Below are 22,433 nucleotides of genomic sequence, written 5' to 3'. Positions count from 1 at the left end.
AGGCTGCAACGTGGCGAGCGGAGCTTGCCACTTATTGCGGTGCGCTCCGACAGGCACATGATGCCATGATCGGCACCTCTGCATGCGCCAGCGCCTGATCCAACTGCTGTCGGACCTCGCTGACTTCTACCGCGTCACCACGTCGGCTAAGGCACTCAAGCAGGCCGTGAAGGCTCCAGACGTTGCGTGGGTGTTGGCAAGGCCGCGGCAACGTCGCATCAAGCCCAAGGTCGGCGCGATAGACAGCCTCAGCTTCGGCATATCGTTCGGCATCCATCAGCAATGCGCCAAGCGCGTGTCGCGTCGGCTGCATCCAACCCCATGGCTCGTCATAGAGCAAATTGTCGTCGAGATCGACCGCACGCCGCAGGAAGTCCAGACCTTCATGGACGCGGCCGGACTTGTAGTGCAACTCCCCCAGCATCATAGCTTCGGCAACCTTCAGGATATCGGCGCATGGGTTATTGAACAGCATGCGCTCGGGTTGCACTGCATCGCGCGCCGCCGCGAAAAGGCTAGCGCTTTCCTCTGCCTGGGGAATTCTACCGAGATTGGACAGAGCCACGGTCCGGGCATAATGCAACAGGACGGTGCTGAAGGAGTAAAGCTCGGCATCTTCGGGGAAGGCCTCTTTCAGGATGCAGGACCAGCGGCCAAAGCGGATAAGTACGTGCAACTTCATCGGCGCGAAGGCTTCAAACATCTCTGGCATGTAACGCACCACCGGCTCTGGCAGGTTTTCCGCCAATGCCCTCGCGGCCTCGAAGGCATCCGACGGACGACCAAGGAACATGGCCCCGTAGATTTGAAAGTGAAGGTTGTGGATCCGGTAGACCGTGTAAAAGTTCTCACCGCCTGCATAAGCGAAATATGAACGATCCACCTGAGCCGCCTGCCGGTTGCGCGCCACGACATTGTGGTAGTCGCCGCAAAGCACGTCGATATGCGTCGCCATATGCACAAGATGCCCAGAGTATGGCACGAGGCGCACCAGCCGATCTCCATGCGGTAAGGCTTTTTCTGGCGTCGACGACATCTCCATCAGATGAATGTAGAAATGCAATAACCCCGGATGTCCCCAGGCTGCTGGCTGGGTCGTGAAGGCGTCGTCCAATGCCGCGCGCGCTTCCTCCGTCGAGGTGCCAGCGGCAGGCTGCCCGGTCCGAGTATCCCAAAGCGCCCAAGGCGTGCGGTTGATCAGTGCCTCGACAAAGATCGCGGTCACATCCAGATCGTCAGGGAATCTCTCGTAGACTGTGCGCATCGCTGCAGCGAAATCGTCATTCCAAGGGCCGTAATCCGTAATCTCAGGATCAGTAGGGAACCGCGACCTCAGCGCATCAAGCAATGCGCGCTCGACTTGGATTGCGGGAAGATCGCGCGCCTCCGCCAGCAATATGTGCGCCCGCGTCAAAGCGGCAATACGCTCTTCTGGCCCGAAGAAGTCCCATAGCTTGTTGTAGTTTGGGCCTAGACAGTGGGCAATCCCCCATCGAGCCATGACGTTTGAAGGCGCCACTTCAAGCACGCGCTCGTAACAGGAAATGGCTTCTTCGTGGTTGAATCCGTATTGCCAGATCAGCCCCCGGTCGAACCACCTCTGCGCCTCGGAAGGCGTGTTGTCCAGCCGGCGGGAGAAGGTGCCTAGATCGAAATACGTCATCGTATCCAACTCTCCATGGCTGTCGGCGACTACCCGCCCAGACTACATCAAACCCCGAAGGACGGGAGTTCGATCTCAGGATGCCGCCCGATCTTGATGGCATCGTAGTGACTCCCACTCTTGCTGACCGCTTTCATGCTCAGGAGATCGAAGCGGTCAGTCCGATTCCCACCCTTTTCGCCATTTCTGTGACTTCTTGCTGACGGCCTAGTCCTTCGACTTCAATTCCGACGCCCTGTGCTTCGCCGCTGGATAACTCCGGCATGATATCCCCGGCCAGCAGCTTTTCCTTGCTGAGCAACCCCGCATCCTCGAGCGCCTCGAAGTCGGGGAGATCGCGAAGGGTTTCAAGCCCGAACTCCAGCAGGAATGCCTGCGTGGTGACATAGGTGTAGGGCGCGCCCGGCTGCGGCGCGCGTGGGCCGGATGCGATGAATCCGAAGGAGCGAAGGTTGCCGATCAGGTCACGCGAAACCTCCTTGCCAAAAAAGCTCGACAGCTCGGCGCGGGTGATCGGCTGGAAGTAGGCGATGCACATCACCACCAGCACATCCGACTGCGCGAGATCCGCCCTACCCTCGCCGGCGCCGAGCGCGACACGGATCGCATCGGCGTAGGCCGGCCGGGTCAGGTGCCGAAAACCGACGGCGACGGCGGACCAGGTCATAGGGCCGGCCGCGCAGTTCTTAACGGATGTCGTCGATCAAGAGGTCGATGCTGCAGCTTTTGCCGACGATCCGCGCCAGCGTCTCGCGGCCGACCGGCTTGCTGGCTGCAAAGATCGTCGCCTCGACGCGGTTCATCCATTCGCGCCAGCGCACCTCCGGCGGCAGGTGATCCAGCTCGCGGTCAAACAGGCGGTCGCCTGACCGACCTTCGCCTCCCTGCTCCCCTTTTCGTCGTTTGGCCGCACTCCGCCATCGTTTTTTTCACAGCCCGTAGAGGCGGAAGGTGGTGCGGCCCGACAGCTCGCGCACGGCCCCAAGATCGACAAGACGGTCGAACAGCCGGCGCAGGCCACGGTCACTCATCGCGGCCTTTTTGTCTCCGCGTGACGCGACGAGCGCGTCGTCGTTCAGCAATCGGTCGACGACGATGTCCGCCCCCTTGGCCCTGAGTTTCGGCGCGCTGGCCAGCAACCGCTCGGCACGGCGCCCGAGCTCGGTCGACAGGTCGATGGCACGCAGCGCCGCACGTGCCTGCCCGGCAAGCAAAGCTTTTGTTCGCTCCGGCCCCGCCTCGATGGTTGGCGCCGTGGCGCCGGCCGCAACGCGACGTGGGCGGCTCGCACCCAAGGCGGGCTCGGCGCCGAGCAGCGGCACGGCTTGTTCCCAGCCCAACCTTTGCGCGAGCAGAGCGTCAGCGAGCCATGCTCCTACGCCGCGCCGGAAGCCATGGCGCTCGGCGGCCGCGACCGCACCGCTCAGCGTTTCGACCGTCCCGACGCTGGCGCCGAGCTGCCGAAGCTCGTCCGCCAGATCGCTGACCGCCGCGCCGCCGCGGGTGAAAAAGCCGAATTCCTCCAACACCGCGGCGAGACTTTTCTTCGTCAGAAGCGCCTCTGCGGGCCGTGCTGCCAGCCGGCGCCAGCCGAGGAGCAAAAGACCGGCCGGGCCAATGGACAAAAAATCGCCGGGGCGGGCGAGGAGAAAGGAATCGCGCAGCGCCGCTTCATCCTCAACGCGCCCCGCCTGCCGCGCCGTCATTGCGGCCGCGGCGAGCGCCAGGCGCTGCCGCCAGGCACCGGCCCACCGCTCCTGCCGGCGCACGATCGAATCGAGCGCGCCGATCGCAGCCCCGGCAAGAATCGCCGTATCCTCAAGCGTCTGCGGCTGCAGCGTCGCCCGGCGAAGCCACGTCGGCACGGGCACCGCAGGCCCGGCCTGCGCGAGGCCCGGGCAGTTGGACTCCATGGCGCGGGGACGGTTTGGGGCGAAGAATCATTGGCCGTAGCATGAAACATCGCGGCTCTTCTAGCAACGCAAATGCGAACAAACCGCCGCGCCCGTCGATGTCGTTTCATGTCCGGTAAGCTTGCCTTATCGCCGCACCGAAGCAGAGGAACACAAAGGAAAAGAAGGACGCATCAGAGCAAGAAGGCCCGGACTCTAATCTCAGATGGGGAAATTACCCGTGGCAGGTCACCCCAACCCGCTCTTCGGCGCCCGCTCGATTTCTGGAGAGGTGTAGTCGGTGAACAATGTCGGCCGCGCGATCCATCCATTCGTTCGAGCGACGCTGGTGCACCGGCTCGATTATCCCGACAGCGTCGCTCACTATGCCGACCGCGAATAGGCTAACCCAATTACATTGGAAATAAGTAACTCGAGCGAAAACGTGCAATTTGCTTTCGACACGTGCCCTAATCGCGTAGAGATATCAATTTCCACGTCCTGGAATTCAAGGAACTGATTGTACTGTGGAAAATACGCCTTATACGCAGCCTCCTTCCCAAAACAAAGAGGTCCCGCCGCTTGAGTAAATGTAGATCGTACATGCGTTGCTCGTTAGGGGTGGCAATCAAGTCGATCAGGTTCTCCGGAAGAGGTTCATTAGGCTTAATGTCGACGCCGAGAGCTGCAATCCTTTTCGTCCCGGCAATAGCGGCAGCTGCTACTGTATTGGTCGGCCACCACTTGGCCGGCATGACGGATGATCACCCGGCCTGCCAGCACCACGACCTGGACGCTCTCGCCGATCAGGCGCCAAGGGACCGAGTAGCTGTTGGTGTCGAGATCGATCGCGCAGTCGGCCTGAACCTTGCGGACCAGGTCCCGCAACTGACCGAACGGGGCACGCCCAGCCAGGGGGCGAAGCGTGCGAGCTTCATCGGCAAAGCGTTCCACCGGCGCGACACCGGTCGTGCCGTGTTCGCGCTGATCGGCGACCTCGCGCGTCCATCGGTCCAGATGCGCCTCGAACGCCGCCCAGCTCTCGAACCGCCGCCCGGCGATCGCGATCTTCTTGACGTGGCCCACTCCGCGTTCGTCCTTCCCTTTCGTACGTGCTTGATAGGGAGCACAGGCCCCCGGCTGGAGCCCCAGTACCGGGCGGAGGCATGCAGCTGCGCGTAAACCTCACCTGGCGCGTCACCGCGTCATGGTGCTCGACAAGAGCCTCCGCATTATCGATCAGGCCCGGAACGCCCCCGAACCGCAGGAATGCGCCCTCCATCCCTTCGAACCAGTCGGCCTGGCGCTGCCTCTGCGAGGCCCGGATATGCACCCGGCGCGAATAGCCAAGCGTCCCGACAAACACATGGATCCGCACCCGCTCGCCGCCGATCCAAACACGGGTATCGCCGAAGTCGATCTGCATCTGATGACCGGGCGCCGTCTCGAAGCGGACTGTCGCCCGCTTCTGCGCCTCTAGCTCCCGGCGCCAATGCTGTACCCCACGCTCCACCGAACGCAGGCTGATAATGATCCCGTGTTCGTCCGCCAACTCCTGGCGATAACGTCCCCGTTGCCGTCATGACGGAAAAATCGCTCCCTCAACCAATCATCAAGCCGGTCGAGCGCCGACACGCGCGGGCGTAAAGGGGCGAGATCAGGTGTAGCCCCAGGCCAGCGTCTCTGGCGGATTCGACCAAGGCCGTTTCCCGCGATCGTGGCAGGTCATTGAACCAAACGGCGACGTGCAGTCCCGCATCTGCTCCCTGGACAGTGATGCGATCCCCGAAGCTGCGCTGCAAGGCACCCAACAACATTTCCCGACGCTCGCCGTTCAGCCTGCGCACACGCCGAGGTCATTTGCCAGGGCCCGGGAGGATGGCAGCTGACTGCCGGTTTCGTAGACGCCGCCGAGGATTTGCTTGCGAAGGGCTTCGTATATCTGGCGTGCACCCATCGCGTGCGAGCGCGCTGCAGACCCGGCACTTGAAGACTGGACCATCTCTTTCATCGCCAACTGGATATTTCACATTGGCCAGGTTGCCGTCAATCTTTCGGAACCCCAAGAGAGATCGCAGAGGCCGAATGACCAGCTCCCATCCATCCGAAACCGATGCTCCCACGGGGTCGCTCAACCGCACCAGCCCCGGATTTGCCACCCGGGCGATCCATCATGGCTACGATCCGGCCGGCTTTTCCAATGCCGTCCAGCCGCCAGTGTTCCTGACGTCAACCTATGGGTTCGAAAGCGTGGCAGCAAACGATGCCGCCGCCGCGCTTGGTGGAAGGCTCTATGCGCGCGAATACAATCCCACGACCGAGATCCTCGAGCAGCGGCTCGCGAATCTGGAAGGAGCCGAGGCAGGTCTGGTCGTTGCCTCGGGGATGGCGGCCTTCGGCACTCTGATCCTGTCGCTCCTGTCCCAAGGCGATGAACTCATCGTCCACAGGACGCTTTATGCGAACACGCTAGCCATGGTCGAACAGGCGGTCCCCCGCTTCGGCATCAAGGTCGTCGCGGTCGACCTGTGCGATCCACAACGGCGACGGACGCTCGCCGAGACCTTGGACGAAATCGCCGGGCGAATGCCGGTCGTGGTGGGTGTGGGCGCGCTGCGCACCGATGAAGCAGTGAGGTTCGCGCAGGACGCCAAGGGAGCTGCCGCGGGGCTGCTTGCGGCCGCCTCCTACACCCCGCTCACTGAGGACGAAGTGTTCGAACATTTCTCGACGGTGGCGTGCGAGAGCGGCCTGCCGATCGTCGTCTACGACAATCCAGGAACGACGCATTTCCATTTCACCCCAGCACTCATCAGCCGCCTGGCAAAGGTGGGTGCGATTGTCATTATCAAGAATCCGACAGACAAGGGCGATGCGATCAAGAGCCATCTGGCCGACCAGAGGCGCACTGTGCCGGAAGGGTTCTCGATCGGCTACAGCGGCGACTGGAACGCCGCCGAGGCCATGATCGCCGGCGCCGACACATGGCACAGCGTCCTCGCGGGCATCCTGCCCGAGGTCTGCATGACGATCGTCACAGCGGCGCAACAGGGCGATGCGGCCGAAGCGCGACGTATCGATGCCACGCTTGCGCCGCTCTGGAGCCTCTTCAAGGAGTTCTCGAGCCTTCGCGTCGTCTATGCACTTGCCGAATTGCTCGACATTTGCCGTGCCGACCGCGTCCAATCCTGCCTCTGCCCTCAGCAGCGAAGCGCCAGATCGCCGCCGCGTTGGAACGCTTGCCATCGGATGCCAGCCGGTGAACAGCGAACCCGGCGGCCAGTGAAAGGAACTGTCATGTAGAGCTCGCGCACGGACACGTTCGGCCGCCGCTCTTCGATCGCGATGCGTAGCTTCTTGGCCACAACCTTTTCGAGCGAGACCCGCCGACGCAACGCCTCGACGCTATCAATGCTCGCTACATGCAAAAAGGGACACGTCGTTCAATGCTTCGCTGGAAGATTAACTTGCTCGGTAATGTTCTGTCGTCACTCGGGATGGTGAGTATTTGGGCACTTGGCAATCTGACGAGAATGACCCCCGAGCTCAAGCCGCATTACAGACGATGCGGAGGAATGTTGCGATTATGCAGGGCAGGCGAGACGCTATTCACCGAGTGCGACGATGCGATCCGCGTCAGCTCATACGTGATGCTGCAGGCCACGCTCCTAGGTCTCGATGACCGGATCTGGCGGTGATCGATGCGCTACGGCACCGTCGTGGTTAGCTGGATCCGGTTTGCGCCCGCCACAAGCGTGCGTAAGCACCTTCAGTTGCCAGCAGATCAGCATGCCTCCCCTCCTCAATAAGCTGTCCCTTGTCGAAGACCACGATCTTGTCGGCCCTACGAACGGTGCTGAGTCGATGAGCGATGACGATTATGGTCTTACCGGCCCGACGAAGATCTTCAATGATTCGCAGGACAAACCCCTCGGCTATCGAGTCGAGAGAGGAAGTCGCTTCGTCGAGGATCAGGATCTCCGGATCCCGGTACAGAGCCCGAGCCAACGCAAGCTGCTGCTTCTCGCCGCCGGAGAGGCGTATACCATTCTCGCCCAAATAGGTCTGAAGACCGCCGGGCCAGCGCTCGATCAGCTCTCGTAGCCCTATTTGACCGCAGATGTGCAGGATCTTCTCGATGTCCGGCTCGAACTCGCCAAGGGCGATGTTCCCGACCACCGAGCCCGAGAACACATCGACCGATTGCGGCACAGCAGCGATAGCCTTGCGCACGGACACTGTTGAGAGATCCTGGAGGGCAAAGGGACCAATCCGGATGCGTCCTCCCTCAAGCGGGTAGACATTCTGCAGCAACGCCGCAAGGGTGCTCTTGCCCGAGCCGCTTTCCCCCACCAAGGCCGTCATCTCGCCCCGGCGGAAGGTGACGCTGAGATCGTGGAAAAGCTCCGGCTGCGAACCATGGCGGAACGTGACTTTCTCCAGGCGAATATCACCAAGGTCGGACTTTGTGGCATCGATGCCGCCGCCGCTTGTCTCCTGCTCCAGGTCGAAGATCTCAAACAGGCGATCCGCTGCGATGAAGCCATCCTGAACGATCCGATTAGTCTGGATCAGATTGGCAACCGGCCGGATGACATAGCCGAGTAACGTATAACAGGACAGTAACTCGCCGGGCGTGACGGTTTGATCGAGGGCAAGCGTCGTTCCGAACCACATCAGCACGATGGTGAATAGGGTCGAGAGGAAAGTCGAGGCATTATCCCCAAAGATCGAGATGAGACCGGAACTGTAGACGGAGTGCAGCATCTTGATGAAACGGATCTCCATCTTGAAGTTGGCGAAACTCTCCATGCCGGAGGTCTTGATTGTGGAGACAGCTCCGAGCGATTCCACCAGCTCCGCCTCCAGGTTGGCGGCATCCTCCATAATGGCGCGCTGGTGCTTGCTATTCAGCCGGTTGATGGTCCAATAGACCATGAGGTACAGCGGAATGGAGACCGCCACGACCAAGGCGATCTTCCACGAGTAGATGCACATCAGACCGAACGAAAATAGAATCATTAGCACGTCAACGAATATGTTGATCGAGACGTCGTTCAGGAAGCTCCTGATCTTCACCGCGTCGTTCATGCGGGCGATGATTTCGCCCATGCGCATGCTATCGAAGAACTTCTGGGGCAGGCTCAGGATGTGATTGTAGTAGCCGAGGATCAAGTGGACATCGATCTTCTGCCCCGTTTGCAGGATAAGCCGGTTCCCGAGGAGATTGATCAGGATCTGCGCCACCAGGATCACCAGCATGACGAGGCTCATCAGGTTGAGCAGGTTGCGGTTGCCCCCTGTGATCACATGATCGACGATCTTCTGGACGTAGATTGCCGTCGAGAGCCCGAGGACCGTCGTCACGAGCGCCCCGGCGAGAGCCTGAGCCATCACCGCCCTTTGTGGCGCAAGCAGACGCGCGAAGCGGGCAAGCGGCGTAATGGTCTCGTCGCGGCGCTTGAAGGTGGCTGCCGGAACCAGGAGCACCAGGACGCCAGTCCATTGCGTCTTGAATTCCTCGTGCGTCAGCTTGCGGATTTCGCCATAGGATGGGTCCATGACGGTGACCCACCTCGTGTCGATCGCCTGGATGACGACGAAGTGGTGAAGGACGCCCTTGACGACGACGTGCGCGATAGCGGGCTTGGGGATCTTGTACAGGCTATCGAAGCCACCCTTCACCGCCTTGGCAAGAAAGCCCAGCTTTCGGGCCGCTTCCGTGAGGCCCAGTACGGTAGTGCCGGAGCGGTCGGTCGAGGCATACTGGCGGATGCGCGACAATGGCAGCTTGTGACCATAGAAGGCTGCGACAGAAGCAAGACTGGCAGCTCCACAATCGGTGATGTCGTGCTGCTTGAACTTGATGACCTTGCTCGACATGGGGCTCGCTGGCTGTTTGGACAAGGAAGGATTAGTGGCCCGCCAGGAGGGGATTGAGCCAATCGTCGGCCTCATTGTAGAGGAGTTGCAGAAGAGTGCGTTCTGCCGCGAGGAAGCGGGCCCGCACGGTCATACCCTTCTTCAGATGACCAATGACCCCGTTCTTGAGTGCGAGATGGGTGCGAGAGAGTGCGCAGCGGACCTTGAAGACCGGGCTCATGTCGTGGAGGGTGAAGTCCTGCGCTACGCCGAGCACTGTCGCATCGATGAGACCCCATTGATTGTAGTTGAATGCATCCACTTGGAGCCGCACCGACTGGCCCTCCCGCACGAAGCCGATGTCTTTGGGGGAGACGTAGATTTCCGCCACCAGTTCGTCGTCCGGCGAAACCCAAGCAACGGTTTGCCCGGCCTGGATGTAGCTGCCGGGGGTCAGGCCGGTGAATTGCTCGAGTGCGCCTGACACGGGGGCCCGAATGTGGGTGAGATCCCGTTCCTTCTCGAGCTGATGCACGGTGGCCGTGAGTTCCTTGAGGCGCAGGTTGAGGTCGAAGAGCTGCTGGTTCCATTCGGCGGATTTGCGCCGGGCAAGGATCTCCCCCTGAACCTTAATGTTCTGGAGGGCGAAAGCCTTCTCGTCAACGGCCTTTGGGGGCGTTGCAGCAGCGGAGAGCAGTCGCTTAGCGCGGTCGAGTTCCGCCGCGGCATTACTGCTGGCATATTGGTTCTCCCGCAGCAGGTTGAGAAAATGCGCCCGCTCCGCCTTTGCGGACTCGGTCAGGAGGAGGATCGGGTCCTTGGCCTTCGTGCCGGAGGAGATCAGGGTTTCGAGGTCACGGGCAAGATCACTCTTAGCGCGAATATCGCCTTTATACGCCCTGAGCTTTTCCTCAACCACCTCATCATCGAGGGCGAGAATCTCCTGCCCCTGGGCAACCAGATGGTTCTCAACGGCAAGGATACGGGAGATGCGTCCGGAGACGGGTGCGACCAGGGGCGTCTTCTCGACGGTGGGGCGAATGATACCGGCACTTTGGACCGAGATCGCTATGGTGATGAGTGGCAGCGATACCAACGTCGCAACCACAGAGAGCAAAATCAGCCGATAGATGATCAAAGATCGTCCTGATCGTCGGGAGAGAATGCTCTCTGCAGTGTAGCTGGCAATTTCAGGAGAAAGGGTATTTAGCTTGCACACTAATGTTCTAACCGTGTCTCTTCCAGTGCCTCGCCGCTACCAGTATAGTCGCAGCCGCAACGCCTATTAACCCCGCCACCGCGAAAGCTATCGCCGCAAAAAAAGCCCACCCGCCCGAAATTGTGGATGCTTCTTCTGGAGCCAGTTCAGTCACACCATAGTCTGACAGATCGACCTTCATTGCTGTCTCCTTTCCTAGAGATCAAATAAGATGAACCAGTCTGCCATTAGCGGCTTTTGCCGCCGTACAACCAACATCAAGAGTCGTGCCAACTGCACAGGAAGCGACCCAGAAAACTAATTCTGGATGTTATTCAATGGCTTCACTGAGAGCGCGGCGGCACGCCAGCCAGACGTCACCGTGTCGCGGATTCGACAAACCCGACACTGGTAGGGGCCAGTGCGGTAGGTCGGATACTTAGGGTCGGATACTTAGGGATAGAGTCGAATATAGGTCTCCTGAGGGAGCTCTGCCTGCATGGAGGATATATTTCGGCCAAGCATTCTGCCGAGAGAACCGGCCTGTCAGGAACAGCATCTGGAACGCGCTGAGCAGCTTGCGGCAGTGTGGTCTTGTGTAAGCGCCCGATTGTTATCGCGGAGATTTCGCTTTGATGCGTGCGATGATGTCTGGGTCTGACGAAGTCTTCGAGGAAATCGTTTCCAGTCATTGGTCGAGCGGCGGGCATGGGCGCCGGTGCCGTCGTAAACGCTGATGAGACTGCCGTAGGACAGATTGTCGTGGTCAGACGATCGCCTCCAGGAGTTCGGGGTCCTCTCCGAGCATTTTCGCGACGTGATTGAATTTATCCAGCGAATCCGCGAGGCATCTGAACTGGCGAGAAGCAAGAAGAAGCCCGATTATCCTGCCGATCAGCGACCAGCTGTCATTATCGGGCAATTGCGCCGGGTCCTGGCACGACCCCGGTGACGCTAAAATCGAGCGCATGGTCCTGATCCCTCCGTTTAGTCGGGAGGTGGAGCGCTACGGGAATCTGAAAAAGTCTCTGGCTACCTATCGGTTGGCCTTTGGCCAGCCCCGGCAAGATGACTTGATCGAACTGTGTTCGACGTTCAGATCTGACGTCGTGGCGGAGCTAGCTGACTTACAAATCTCGCTCAGACCATCGAAGGTTGACTCCTTCCCCTGTTGATGCGGCGTTGGAATAGCCATCGTCGTTGGTCGGATCGCGCAACCGGCAGCTTGATGCGCGCTCGTTTGACGGACCCAGGCCGACTTGCGCCAAGGCGGGACAGAGGCGATATGGGCTGTAAACCCCGAGGTCGGGTCGGATCTGCTTTCAGATGTCGGGCTCTGAAACGTCATCCCGATCGCTATCTGAAAACCCTGGCATGATGTCGCCCGCAAGCAGCTTCTCCTTGCTCAGCAGTCCGGCATCCTCGAGCGCCTCGAAATCCGGCAGGTCGCGCAGCGTGTCGAGGCCGACTTTCCAGCAGGAATTGTTTTGTCGTCACGTAGGTGTAGGGCGCGCCCGGCGTCGGGCTGCGCGGCCCGGAAGCGATCAGGCCGGCACCGCGAAGATGACCAATAAATCGCGGCTGATCTCCTTGCCGAAGAACGATGACAACTCGGCGCGGGTGATCGGCTGGAAGTAGCCAATGCACATCAGCACCAAAACCTCGGACTGTGTCAGGTCGGCCGTCTTCTCACGTCCGCCGACGGCGGCGCGGATGGCGTCGGCATAGGCCGGCCGGGTCAGGTGCTTCCAGCCGCCGGCGACGGCGAGAGGTCATAGGGCCGGCCGCGCAATTCCTCGCGGATGTCATCGATCAGCAGGTCGATGCTGCAGCTCTTGCCGACAATGCGCGCAAGCACCTCACGGGTGACCGGTTCGCTGGCGGCAAAAATGGTCGCCTCGACGCGGTGCATCCATTCGCGCCAGCGCGCCTCCGGCGGCAGATGATCCAGCTCGCGGTCGAACAGGCAGTCGCCTGATCGATCGTCATCTGGCCGGTCCTTCCGTGGTCTGCGCGTCGTCTCGGCCATGGTCGTCACAGCCCGTAAATACGGAACGTTGATCGGCCGAACGGCTCGCGCACGGCGCCGAGTTCGACCAGGCGATCGAACAGGCGGCGAAGCCCACGGTCGCTCATGCCTGCGATCTTTGCCGAAGCAACGATCGCATCGTCGGACAGGAGCTTTTACGACAGTGTGCGCTGCCTTGGCCCTGAGTTCCGGGGCAACGACAAGCAGCCGGTCTGCCCGGCGCTCGAATTCGGCTGAAAGATCAATGGCACGCAGGGCAGCGCGCGCCTGCGCGGCAAGCAGACCCTTTCGCACGCTCGCTATCTGTCTCTACTGTCTCGGTGGCTAGCCAAGCCGGCGCCGTTGCCATCGGTGCGGTCGAAGGGGCACCGGCAAGCGTGGCGTGGTGGCGCGGCGAGGGTTTGGGACGCAGAACCATCGCAAGCACGATCAATCATGGCGGCGCTTTTGGCAACCGAATTACGGAACAACCGCCGCGCCTGTCGTGCGCGGACAACGAATGATAATGTTGCATTGTCAATCACTTAACGATGGTGACCAATCGTCGAATCGTTAGCGTTCTTTCTTGGATTTAGCTGAAGATGTGATTGCCTACGACAAGGATATGCAGCGGCATTCCAGATACCGATCCCGGTCGGGTGGGCTTCTGCAAATTGGCAATGGATGACAGTCGTGAATTTGTTGGCTGCTGATCGTGCTGAAACGGCCGGCGATCGGCAGTCGGTTAGTCAGAAAGGGCTTGCATGGCACCGGTAGGTAAAGTGGTTCAATTCCCAAAAAGGTTCTGGTTTCATTCAGTCTGATCAAGTCGGCCCGATGTGCTCGTGCATGTTTCTGCCGTGGAGTGCGCCGGCTTGCGCGGCCTCAATGATGGTCAGAAGATCAGCTATGAACTGGTGCAGGACAAACGTTCTGGAAAGACGTTAGCCGGCGAGCTTCGGACGAATTGATCGAGGCTGACCGGTACAGCGGTCGGCTTCATCCCTTCCACATTCGAGCGAAGAAGAGTCTGCATCTGGTCTGGCACGTCGAGTTCGCCGCGCGCCTCGATCTCCAAAAGGTATCGGGCTTTGGCCAAACGATCGCCTTGGGTGGCAGCAGGATAGGCGCAGATAGCCAGCAGCGCCCTCTCCTCCTCTCGGTTGGCATTGTCGTAGTCGCGGCCCCTGCCGCCCACTTCGTGTACGACCTTGCCGAAGGCCGCGTATGCGGTCATGTGCGACTCAATCGATGCTCGCAGTTCGCTTGAGAGATTCTGTTGTCGGTTTGGTGCCTCGGTGGCGTGAGCCACCGCGGTAACCGTCGAGGCGAAGACGGCGCTGCCGGAGTGGAAAAGCAAGGCGCGGCGGTTGATCCTGGACGTGGTGATCTCTCCTGTTCATTTCATGGCAAGCCCGATCGGGCGTCGCACTATCAAGGACACTTGTTAGCACGACGCCCAGCACATTCATGTCAGGATGGATAGACCTCCCTCCCCTCCCCGCCTTAAGTAGAAACTGGGGTCGCGACCGGCATGCACGCCCCAAGTTTTAACGAACTGTTAAGGTTACTGGACCGCACATAGATGGCAATCGTGCTGGAAAGCACGAAGCGGCGATGAGCAACAAGCGATCAAGGGGCCATACTTTCAGTTGTACGGGTGCAACCACTGCCCCCAACTGGTTTGGGTGGTCCAGGGTGGAAGCCCGCGATGGAATGACGGTCAGTATATTGCAAATTGGCCTAAGCCCGCTTCTGTTGCAGGGAGAGGTGGTAGGCTGAAGAGTCGGCATTAGATGCCTGCGGATCGACTGTTGTCGAAGGAAATTGGTGCTGGCCAATCGCTTCGAAGCCCAGACTAGGTACCCTGCGCGTCGTGCGGCGTGAAGGGTACGACGACTACATCGGCGTCGACGTCTTGTCTCGCGAAACCTGCTTGGCGCCCCGGGTGCATCGACTGTGGCCGCTTCACGTCGTAAGATGGTAATGCCAGACCGATGATGCCGCTATGGCTTGGCTGGTTGTACGCGTGCAACTGTCTCGCCCGACGCCCGAACAGCAAATTGGTATGGCGTGGTTTCCCGCGGGCTCTGGGTGGAGACTGGATCATTTGCTCCGTGTGAGTTGCAGGTGGCCCAACAATCACGGGCCCCTGCTCGGCACCGAGCACTGAAGCTCCGTCATCGAACGCATTCGTCAAACGCTGACCTGCACAAGGCTTCCGCTCTCGGTTGTGCGGACACAAAGCAAATGTGAACCGCCTTGCCACATTGCCGACCGGATAGATCTGGGCGGTCGATAGGCTCAACCGCAGGACAGTGCCTGGATGTTGCGGAGGTCGCCGCTGGCGCCGAGGAAATGCGTGGCAAGGAATGGCGCAAGGCGTGCAACCTCGCGGTCTCTGATCGAACGGAGCTTCGCCAGCTCGCGTTGGACGATAGCCCGGCTCAGCGGACCGCCGCGGGCGCCGCGAAGTACAGGCCAGTTGGGTCAGTGAGGAGCGGACAGATCCGGCGGTGGATGGCGACCGCGCGCAGCGCGATCAATAGCACGCCACCACTTGGGTCTTTGCGCGCTTCCGGTGAGACGCATCACGGTGGGGCACCGATATGGATCCTGCCGGTCAACCCATTAGCTTCGCCGGCGGACATAGGAGCTAAAGAGCGGCAATAGTTTCATATGTACAACTTTGGTGCCGGAGCGTGCCGAGGTTCATGCTGCCTAGAAGTGTGCTCGGGCACCGCGACAGATACCGAGGCCCGGACGCAATCGAAAATGATTGTGAAGGAGCTCCGACAACGAAGTTGCACACGTACAACGTCGGCTGCAAAACGGTGGCGCCCCGTTCCAGCAACGGAACCTTGTCGCCCTCGGCCGGATGCGACTGCCTGCGAGAGGCAAGGCGTCGGAAATCCTCGGCGCAACACGTCAATCCTGTGGGCGGTGATTTCGACGAGCGACCAGGAGAGGGAGTTGCACACGTACAACCAGCGTAATATAGGCATCACTGTTGTGCCGGCACCCGCGGTTCCGCCTGTAGCCGACGACCACTGGCGGTCTCTTCAAATTGCGATCTATCGGGAGGGGAAGCGGTGCGGCTGCAAATTCCTGCAAAGCAGTCGTATGCCGGCCCCGTCTGGGAAATACCTTGCCGACATAGTAGTGCGCGGCTTTGATTCTTTGCAATTTGCAAGCGGACGAGGACTCGCTTAGCGGCTTGGCAGCGTTAACCTTTCATTAACCAAAAAGGGTTTGTCGACCATCCAGAATCAGTCCATCTTGATCAGCGCATTTCTGTCGCCTCTTGGCCAAAATGCGCAGATCAGGAGAGGCCGGTGTTGGACAAGGTCAGCCAAAGCAGTCCCGCGGGCGAAAGCCTTCGCGAACTCATCGCCAAGGATGCCGCGGAACTGTCAAGGCAGTTGCAGGCGCATCAGGCAAGAACATTCCCGCCGACGTCGCAGAAGGGCATACGCCTATTCACGCCGGGGGAGGCCGCTGACTTCATCGGCATCCATGAGGGCTATCTTCGCCAGATCGTCGCCGAGGGGCATGGTCCGCAGCCACAGCCAAACGGACGGCGGCTCTATTCCGTGGGGGATATTGACCGGCTCCGCCAGGTGCTCGACGAGGCGAACTCGAAGGCGCCTGGAAAATACATTCGACATCGCAGGGCAGGGGAGAAGCTTCAGATTCTCTCCGTCATGAATTTCAAGGGCGGCAGCGCCAAGACGACGACGGCTGCCCATCTCGCGCAGTTCCTGTCCCTGCGCGGCTACCGGGTGCTCGCCATCGACCTTGATCCCCAGGCCAGTCTATCGGCCATGTTTGGCCACCAGCCTGAGCTGGATGTTGGCCCCAACGAGACCATCTACGGGGCGATCCGTTACGACGAGGATTGTCGCAGCATTCTGGAAATCGTGCGCTCGACCTATACGCCCAACTTGCACCTCATCCCGGGCAATCTAGAACTGATGGAGTTCGAGCACGAGACGCCGAAGGTGTTGTCCAGCCGGCAGCCTGGCACGATGTTCTTCGCTCGCCTCGGTGAATGCCTGGCCGAGATCGAAAGCGCATATGACGTCGTCGTCATCGACTGCCCGCCGCAACTTGGCTTCCTGACGCTGTCGGCCTTGTGCTCCGCCACGGCCGTCATCATCACCGTGCACCCACAGATGCTCGACGTCATGTCGATGTCTCAGTTCCTGCTCATGACCTCGGACTTACTCTCGGTCGTGGAGAACGCCGGCGGCAACACCGACTATGATTGGATGCGTTATCTGGTCACGCGGTTCGAGCCGAACGATGGTCCGCAAAGCCAGATGGCCGGGTTCATGCGCTCGATCTTCGGCAATCGCGTGCTCGAAAACGCCATGCTCAAGTCCACGGCGATCTCCGATGCGGGGCTGACCAAGCAGACCCTTTACGAGGTCGAGCGCGGGCAATTCACGCGCGGGACATACGACCGTGCGCTTGAGAGCCTGACCCTCGTCAACGGCGAGATCGAGGAACTGATCCGCAAGACCTGGGGGCGTAAATAGCAATGGCCCGCAAGAACCTATTCGAAGTCTCGGAACCGACCGGCGAGCAAACTCCGCCTGACGCCGCCAGGACGGCACTGGTGAGGCCACTGATGGGGCTGGATCGGCCGCTCAAGCCTGGCAGGCCGGTCGGCGCCATCTCGCAATCGCTCGAGAACATCAATTCGCGCGCTCAGCGGGCCGAGGAGATCGAGCGCAAGCTGTCGGAAGGGCAGGCGGTCGTTGAGCTCGACCCCAGTCTCATCGACCAGTCCATCGTGATCGATCGACTGGGCGTGAGCGACGAAAGACGAGCGGCCCTCGTCGACCAGATCCGCGAGCATGGTCAACAGGTGCCCATTCTGGTGCGCCCGCATCCTGAAAACGATGCTCGCTACCAGGTCGCCTACGGGCATCGGAGACTGGCTGCGGTCAGGCAGCTCGGCCGCATGGTCCGCGCTGTCGTCAGGGACCTGACCGACGAGCAGCTCGTCGTCAGCCAGGGGCAGGAAAACAACAGTCGCAGTGACCTTTCCTACGTCGAGCGCTGCTATTTTGCGGCCAAGCTCGAGGCCAAGGGCTTTTCGCGCGACATCATCATGGCCTCGCTTGGCGTCGACAAGGCGGCGCTGTCCAGGATGATTGCGCTGGTCGCGCGCCTGCCGGCCGAGATTATCGAGGCGATCGGCACCGCGGAATCCGTTGGGCGTCAGAAATGGGCCGAGCTTGCCGATCTGCTCGAGGAAAAGGGTAAGCGGGCCAAGGCGCTTAAGGCCATCCAGGATCCTGAATTCGCGGCGCGCACGAGTGATGAGCGTTTTCAGGCCATTCACGACCTCGTCAAGACCGCAGCAAAGAAGCCGGAGCGGACGGTGTGGACCGCCGCCAACGGATCTCGCCTGGTCAACATCAGCGACAGCGAAACGAAGATGACCTTCGCTTTCGACAAGCGCATCGAACCGGAATTCGCAAGCTTCGTGCGGGAGCACCTGCAAACGCTCTATGACGAGTTCCGCCAAAAGATAACGGACTAAGGAGCACTTAACCGCAAAAGAAAAAGGCCCCCGAACGTCACCGTAGCGGAAGCCCTTCTCGTATCTAGACAATCCGAGAATCTCATTTCCGCGAATCAGTGTCAAGAGTTTTAAGCGTCGATTCGGCGGACGGATTTCTTTTGCCTAATTGAAGGCGAAGGAAGAAATGGAGACGGGTATTGCAACGACGCCCTTTGGGCGGCGGCCGATGTCGCTTGCCATGCTGGCAGCGCAAAACGAGTCACGTGAGATCCCCAAGGGCAGGGTGGTCGACAAGTGGCAGATCTATCGCAACCTCTGCGAGGGCAAGAGCATCGTCGGCATCGGCGATCGCGCTCTGGCCGTCCTGAATGCGTTGCTATCATTCTATCCTGACAGTGAGCTGAGTGAGGAAAACGGCCTCATCGTCTTTCCCTCGAACGCACAGCTCTCCCTCAGGGCGCATGGAATGCCTGATACCACTGTCAGGCGACACCTGGCGGCGCTAGTGGACTGCGGGCTGATCATCCGTCGGGACAGCCCGAACGGCAAGCGTTATGCGCGGAAGGGCAGGGGAGGGGAGATTGAGGAAGCATTTGGCTTTTCCCTGGCGCCGCTGCTGGCTCGTGCTAACGAGTTCGAGGCGGCGGCTGAGCATGTTCGCGCCGACAACAGGGCGCTCAGGCTTATGCGCGAGCGGATCACCTTGCACCGCCGTGACATCCACAAGCTGATCGAGGCGGCCGTTGAGGAAGATGTGCCGGGCGACTGGGGAGGCCTGTGGAAGCGTTTCCGCGGCGTTGTGGAGGGAATTCCGCGCCGAGCTTGCATTGCCGAGCTTGAAGCTATCGTGGCCGATCTGGCCGCGTTGCGTGACGAAGTGGATAACCTGCTGGAAATTCATATGGAATCCACGAATCCGAGCGGCAATGACTCCCAAAGCGAGCGGCAGCAATCTGATTCAAATACCGACTCTATCTTTGAATTTGAACCGGCTTTCGAACAAAGCAGGGCGGCGGTCGAGTCAGAACGACGAGCGGCCGAGAAGCCGAGAGGGTATCCGATAGGGCTAGTCCTGAAAGCTTGCCCGGAAATTGCGGAATACGCCGTCGACGGGATCGGCAACTGGCGCGATTTGATGGTCACGGCGGCCCAGGTGCGCGGTTATCTCGGCGTGTCGCCTTCCGCATACGAGGACGCCTGCCATGTGATGGGTCAGGAGATCGCCGCAGTGGTGATTGCCTGCATTCTGCAGCGGGCACAGCACATCAATTCCGCGGGCGGATACCTGCGCGTTCTCACCGATAAGGCCAAGGCAGGGGAGTTTTCGGTCGGGCCGATGCTGATGGCGGCGCTCAAGGCTAACGGCGCGACAGCGAGGATGACGGGATGAGCACGGGGACGGTCTCAAGCGCGCGCCGGTATGATCGCGGTCGCGATCTGCGGTTCGATTTCCCGCGCTCTGCTGTTTTGGGACTATTGCGCAGTTCGCGGCGGCGGCCGATCGGTGAGAAGCGCCAAGAGGGCCGGATTGATGTAGAGGTTTTCCCGGCCAGCCTTCATCTCCTGGAGCAGGCCTTGCTCGGCGAGGGTCCTCAGATAGACCGATGCCGCCTGTCGCTTGGCGATGCCGGCTACCACCAGATCGCCGATCCGACAATAAGGGTTCACGAAGATCACCTCGGCCAACTCGCGCGAATAGATCTTCGGCAGGTCGCGCCGCATGCGCTCCGCGGTTTGATTGAGCAGGTCGCGGATGGCGCGGATGCGCGCGGTCGACCAGTTGGCTGTCTCCCGGATTGCTTCGAGCATGTAGAGGATCCAGTCCTGCCATGCCGCCTCGGTCGTGACGGCCAGAAGCCGGTCGTAATAAGCTCGCTTGTTGCCGATGATATAGCGGCTGAGATAGAGCACCGGGATGTCCAGCAGCCCTTTGTCGACGAGATAGAGCAGATTCAGCACCCGTCCGGTTCGGCCATTGCCGTCGGTGAAAGGGTGGATGGCCTCGAACTGATAGTGCATCACGGCCAACCGGATCAGCGGGTCGATATCCTCGGCCTCGTGGATATAGCGCTCCCAGTTCGCAAGTTTGTCGCGCAGCAGCGCCTGACCCTGCGGCGGGGTGTAAATGACGGTGCCGGTGGCCTCGTTCATCAGGGCGGTGCCCGGCGTCGTGCGAATATCCAATTCCACGCCCTTGATGGTCCGGCAGACGGCGATCGCCGTGGACGTCGACACCGGGCGATGCTTGAGCGTCTGGAAGCCTTCACTGAGGGCGGTGCGATAGCGCAGCGCCTCTTTCGTTGCCGGATCAGCCTGGTTGCCGGCCTCATTGGCGAAGCGGAACAGCCTGTCGGTCGTGGTGACGATGTTTTCGATTTCCGAGCTTGCCTGCGCTTCAAGCAGTGGAATCGAATTGATCAGGACCGCCTGGTTGGGGATGAGCTGTCCGGACACGCGGAGTTCCGCCAGTGCTGCTCGCGCCGCGATGCAGGCCTTCAGCACCGCCTTAGTCTCCACATCGTCGCGCGGAGGAAGGGGAGGGAGGTCGTTGTAGGGACGATCCGGGTGAAACGGCATGTCGGGCAATCCTCGTGCGATCGACATGTCGGGCGGGATATGTCGTCGACATCGACACGTCGTTAGATCATGTCGATAGAATCGCAATCTATCGACATGTATTGGGCGCCGCAAGCGGCCCGCACAATGCTCCGAATCTATATGATCACCCGCGCCGCCCGTCCGAGCGTCCGTTCGGCGTCGTTGTAGTAGTTCGAGGCCTGCTGCACCGAACGATGCTGCGACTGCTGCATGGCTTCGGGCAGCGGAATGCCGCGGCGGGCGGTTTCGGTGAGATAGCCGGAGCGCAGGCCGTGGGCGGAGAAGGCTAGCGGGTCGAGGCCGGCCTCGGCGATACGGCGCTTCAGGATCAGGTTGACGGCCTGCGGCGTCAGGGCGCGTTTTTCTAGGTTGCCCCATCGATCGATGCCGCGAAACACGGCGCCCTCGCTGATCCCGGCGCGCGCCAGCCAGTCTTTCAAAACCAGCACAGGCCGGCCGACCAGCAGCACGAAAGCGTCGCTGTCGGCTTGCGTCGTCTTGGTGCGGCCGAGCCGGATCGACAGGTAGGGCAGTTTTTCGCCGTCGGGGTTCTTGGGATCGGCCGGCACCGGGTCTTCTTCGATGATCTGCTCGATCCTGAGCGAAGCAATCTCGCTGCGCCGGCGGCCGCCGGAGGCGAACGCGGTGATGAGAAGGGCGCGGTCGCGCAGGTCGACGAGACGGTCCCCGGCGCACGCCTTGAGCAGGGCGGCCAGAATATCGGCGGTCACTGCCTTTTTGCTCTTGCGGCCGCGGGGGCGTGCGCTGGCGCGCACCGCCAATTTTATCGCGCTCTGCAGCCCCGGCGCGTTGAATTTGCCGCGCAAACCGCGCCATTTGGTCAAGGTCGACCAGCTCGACAGCCGCCGGCGCACGGTGGCGGGCGCGTGCGGTCCGTCGCTGCGCAAAAGCCCTTGGGATTTCAGCGTCGCCGCGACGTCGGCCGGCATGCCGTGCGCCGGATCCGTCTCGCGTTTGGCAAAATCCCACAGGTGGTGGGCGACGAATTTGATCAGCAGTGCTTCTGGCGCCGGCCAGGGCAGCGGCTGTCCGGTCGCGGCAAAAGACCAGGCCTCGAGGTAGCCGAGGTCGGAGGCCAGTGCCCGCAGAGAATTTGCGCCAATGCCTTCCCTGGCCAGGTGGCGCAGGGTTGCGACGTCGTCGTCGGTTAGGAGATTTGCCAGAAAATCGCGGCGGTCGAAGGGCAGCACGGAATCGAGCGCGTCGAGGGCTTCGGCGCGACGCGCCACCAGTTCGGTGCTTTGGCGGCCGCCAAGGGACGTTTCGGGCATCGAGGGGACCTTCCGGGCGGGTTTCTGGGGCCTTCGCGACCGTGCTTTGGCCGAATCTAGCGCCTTTGCGCGGCCAAATCCATCACTATCGATAAGAGGTCATTATCGATAGTGATGTTTGTCCCTGAAGAAACACGATGTAAGTCCAGTGAGAGCCTCACTAGCTTGACCAATGCGAATCAGCCATCATGAAAACAATGGCTTACACGCTCGACAAACTGCCCCTGGAAACCCTGATCGGGCCGGTTGCCCGCGCGACCGAGGTTTTGGTCCGCCTCGACGAGCGGGTGGCCCGCTCGCCGGTCCGCGACGGCTTTGTCGAGCGCCAGCATTTTGCCGACGCGGCTTCCGCGCTCTGGCTCGCGGGCGAACTCGTCCACCTCG

Annotated in this window: 14 protein-coding genes and 6 pseudogenes; 6 read left to right on the top strand and 14 right to left on the bottom strand. The window is 60.8% G+C overall.

The window, feature by feature from the left end:
- Nucleotides 1-31 precede the first annotated feature (31 nt).
- From NKJ01_RS01735 to NKJ01_RS01710, 5 genes and pseudogenes are all read right to left on the bottom strand, one after another.
- Entirely contained in the window at nucleotides 32-1,663 is a 1,632-nt protein-coding gene (locus NKJ01_RS01735) for a tetratricopeptide repeat protein (RefSeq protein WP_352725519.1), read from the bottom strand.
- A 139-nt stretch (nucleotides 1,664-1,802) separates the two neighbouring features.
- Nucleotides 1,803-2,466, bottom strand: a pseudogene (gene scpB / locus NKJ01_RS01730) (SMC-Scp complex subunit ScpB).
- A gap of 126 nt (nucleotides 2,467-2,592) precedes the next feature.
- Nucleotides 2,593-3,576: a DUF1403 family protein gene (locus NKJ01_RS01725; protein ID WP_352725517.1), complete on the bottom strand. Its 984-nt coding sequence runs from the start codon at nucleotides 3,574-3,576 to the stop codon at nucleotides 2,593-2,595.
- Between the two features lie 711 nt (nucleotides 3,577-4,287).
- Nucleotides 4,288-5,244 (bottom strand): annotated as a pseudogene (istA, locus tag NKJ01_RS01720) (IS21 family transposase); the annotation flags it as partial.
- Nucleotides 5,245-5,389: 145 nt separating this feature from the next.
- Nucleotides 5,390-5,512: a GntR family transcriptional regulator gene (locus NKJ01_RS01710; protein ID WP_352618450.1), complete on the bottom strand. Its 123-nt coding sequence runs from the start codon at nucleotides 5,510-5,512 to the stop codon at nucleotides 5,390-5,392.
- 128 nt (nucleotides 5,513-5,640) lie between these two features.
- Between NKJ01_RS01710 and NKJ01_RS01705 the strand changes: the two genes are divergently transcribed.
- Nucleotides 5,641-6,858: a dihydrodipicolinate synthase family protein gene (locus tag NKJ01_RS01705; RefSeq protein WP_352725515.1), complete on the top strand. Its 1,218-nt coding sequence runs from the start codon at nucleotides 5,641-5,643 to the stop codon at nucleotides 6,856-6,858.
- 420 nt (nucleotides 6,859-7,278) lie between these two features.
- Here NKJ01_RS01705 and NKJ01_RS01700 read toward each other — a convergent pair whose 3' ends face one another.
- The 6 genes and pseudogenes from NKJ01_RS01700 to NKJ01_RS01675 form a co-directional block, all read right to left on the bottom strand.
- Nucleotides 7,279-9,438, bottom strand: a complete 2,160-nt coding sequence (locus NKJ01_RS01700) for a peptidase domain-containing ABC transporter (RefSeq protein ID WP_352725513.1) — start codon at nucleotides 9,436-9,438, stop codon at nucleotides 7,279-7,281.
- A 31-nt stretch (nucleotides 9,439-9,469) separates the two neighbouring features.
- Nucleotides 9,470-10,555: an HlyD family secretion protein gene (locus NKJ01_RS01695; RefSeq protein WP_352725511.1), complete on the bottom strand. Its 1,086-nt coding sequence runs from the start codon at nucleotides 10,553-10,555 to the stop codon at nucleotides 9,470-9,472.
- 88 nt (nucleotides 10,556-10,643) lie between these two features.
- Nucleotides 10,644-10,817, bottom strand: a complete 174-nt coding sequence (locus NKJ01_RS01690) for a hypothetical protein (RefSeq protein WP_352725509.1) — start codon at nucleotides 10,815-10,817, stop codon at nucleotides 10,644-10,646.
- Between the two features lie 564 nt (nucleotides 10,818-11,381).
- Nucleotides 11,382-11,585 carry a hypothetical protein gene (locus NKJ01_RS01685; RefSeq protein ID WP_352725507.1) on the bottom strand — a complete coding sequence of 68 codons (204 nt, stop codon included), beginning with the start codon at nucleotides 11,583-11,585 and terminating at the stop codon, nucleotides 11,382-11,384.
- 352 nt (nucleotides 11,586-11,937) lie between these two features.
- Nucleotides 11,938-12,644, bottom strand: a pseudogene (scpB, locus tag NKJ01_RS01680) (SMC-Scp complex subunit ScpB).
- A 5-nt stretch (nucleotides 12,645-12,649) separates the two neighbouring features.
- Nucleotides 12,650-12,960: pseudogene (locus tag NKJ01_RS01675) on the bottom strand (DUF1403 family protein); the annotation flags it as partial.
- Between the two features lie 476 nt (nucleotides 12,961-13,436).
- On the opposite strand from NKJ01_RS01675, the pseudogene NKJ01_RS01670 reads away from it, so the two are divergent.
- Nucleotides 13,437-13,594 (top strand): annotated as a pseudogene (locus tag NKJ01_RS01670) (cold-shock protein).
- On the opposite strand, the gene NKJ01_RS01665 reads toward NKJ01_RS01670, so the two are convergent.
- Nucleotides 13,531-13,860 (bottom strand): hypothetical protein, encoded by a 330-nt coding sequence (locus NKJ01_RS01665; protein ID WP_352725505.1) that lies wholly within the window; start codon nucleotides 13,858-13,860, stop codon nucleotides 13,531-13,533. The pseudogene NKJ01_RS01670 and the gene NKJ01_RS01665 sit on opposite strands and share 64 nt — an antisense overlap.
- A 2,101-nt stretch (nucleotides 13,861-15,961) precedes the next feature.
- On the opposite strand from NKJ01_RS01665, the gene repA reads away from it, so the two are divergent.
- The 3 genes from repA to repC all read left to right on the top strand — a co-directional run bounded on the left by repA (nucleotide 15,962) and on the right by repC (nucleotide 19,549).
- A complete protein-coding gene (gene repA / locus NKJ01_RS01660; protein WP_352725503.1) occupies nucleotides 15,962-17,164 on the top strand; it encodes a plasmid partitioning protein RepA in 1,203 nt (400 codons plus the stop codon).
- A gap of 2 nt (nucleotides 17,165-17,166) precedes the next feature.
- Complete coding sequence (gene repB / locus NKJ01_RS01655; RefSeq protein ID WP_352725501.1) at nucleotides 17,167-18,177, top strand: plasmid partitioning protein RepB; 1,011 nt, start codon at nucleotides 17,167-17,169, stop codon at nucleotides 18,175-18,177.
- Between the two features lie 166 nt (nucleotides 18,178-18,343).
- Nucleotides 18,344-19,549, top strand: coding sequence for a plasmid replication protein RepC (repC, locus tag NKJ01_RS01650; protein ID WP_352726015.1), 1,206 nt, complete (start codon nucleotides 18,344-18,346; stop codon nucleotides 19,547-19,549).
- Nucleotides 19,550-19,632: 83 nt separating this feature from the next.
- On the opposite strand, the gene fic is transcribed toward repC, so the two are convergent.
- A complete protein-coding gene (gene fic, locus NKJ01_RS01645; protein ID WP_352725499.1) occupies nucleotides 19,633-20,736 on the bottom strand; it encodes a protein adenylyltransferase Fic in 1,104 nt (367 codons plus the stop codon).
- Nucleotides 20,737-20,873: 137 nt separating this feature from the next.
- A complete protein-coding gene (locus tag NKJ01_RS01640; protein WP_352725497.1) occupies nucleotides 20,874-22,049 on the bottom strand; it encodes a site-specific integrase in 1,176 nt (391 codons plus the stop codon).
- A 197-nt stretch (nucleotides 22,050-22,246) separates the two neighbouring features.
- On the opposite strand from NKJ01_RS01640, the pseudogene NKJ01_RS01635 reads away from it, so the two are divergent.
- Nucleotides 22,247-22,433, top strand: a pseudogene (locus NKJ01_RS01635) (RHE_PE00001 family protein); the annotation flags it as partial.

It is taken from the genome of Mesorhizobium sp. M0276, assembly GCF_040321755.1.
GTDB lineage: Bacteria > Pseudomonadota > Alphaproteobacteria > Rhizobiales > Rhizobiaceae > Mesorhizobium.
This window is presented reverse-complemented; position numbering and strand designations above follow the sequence as displayed.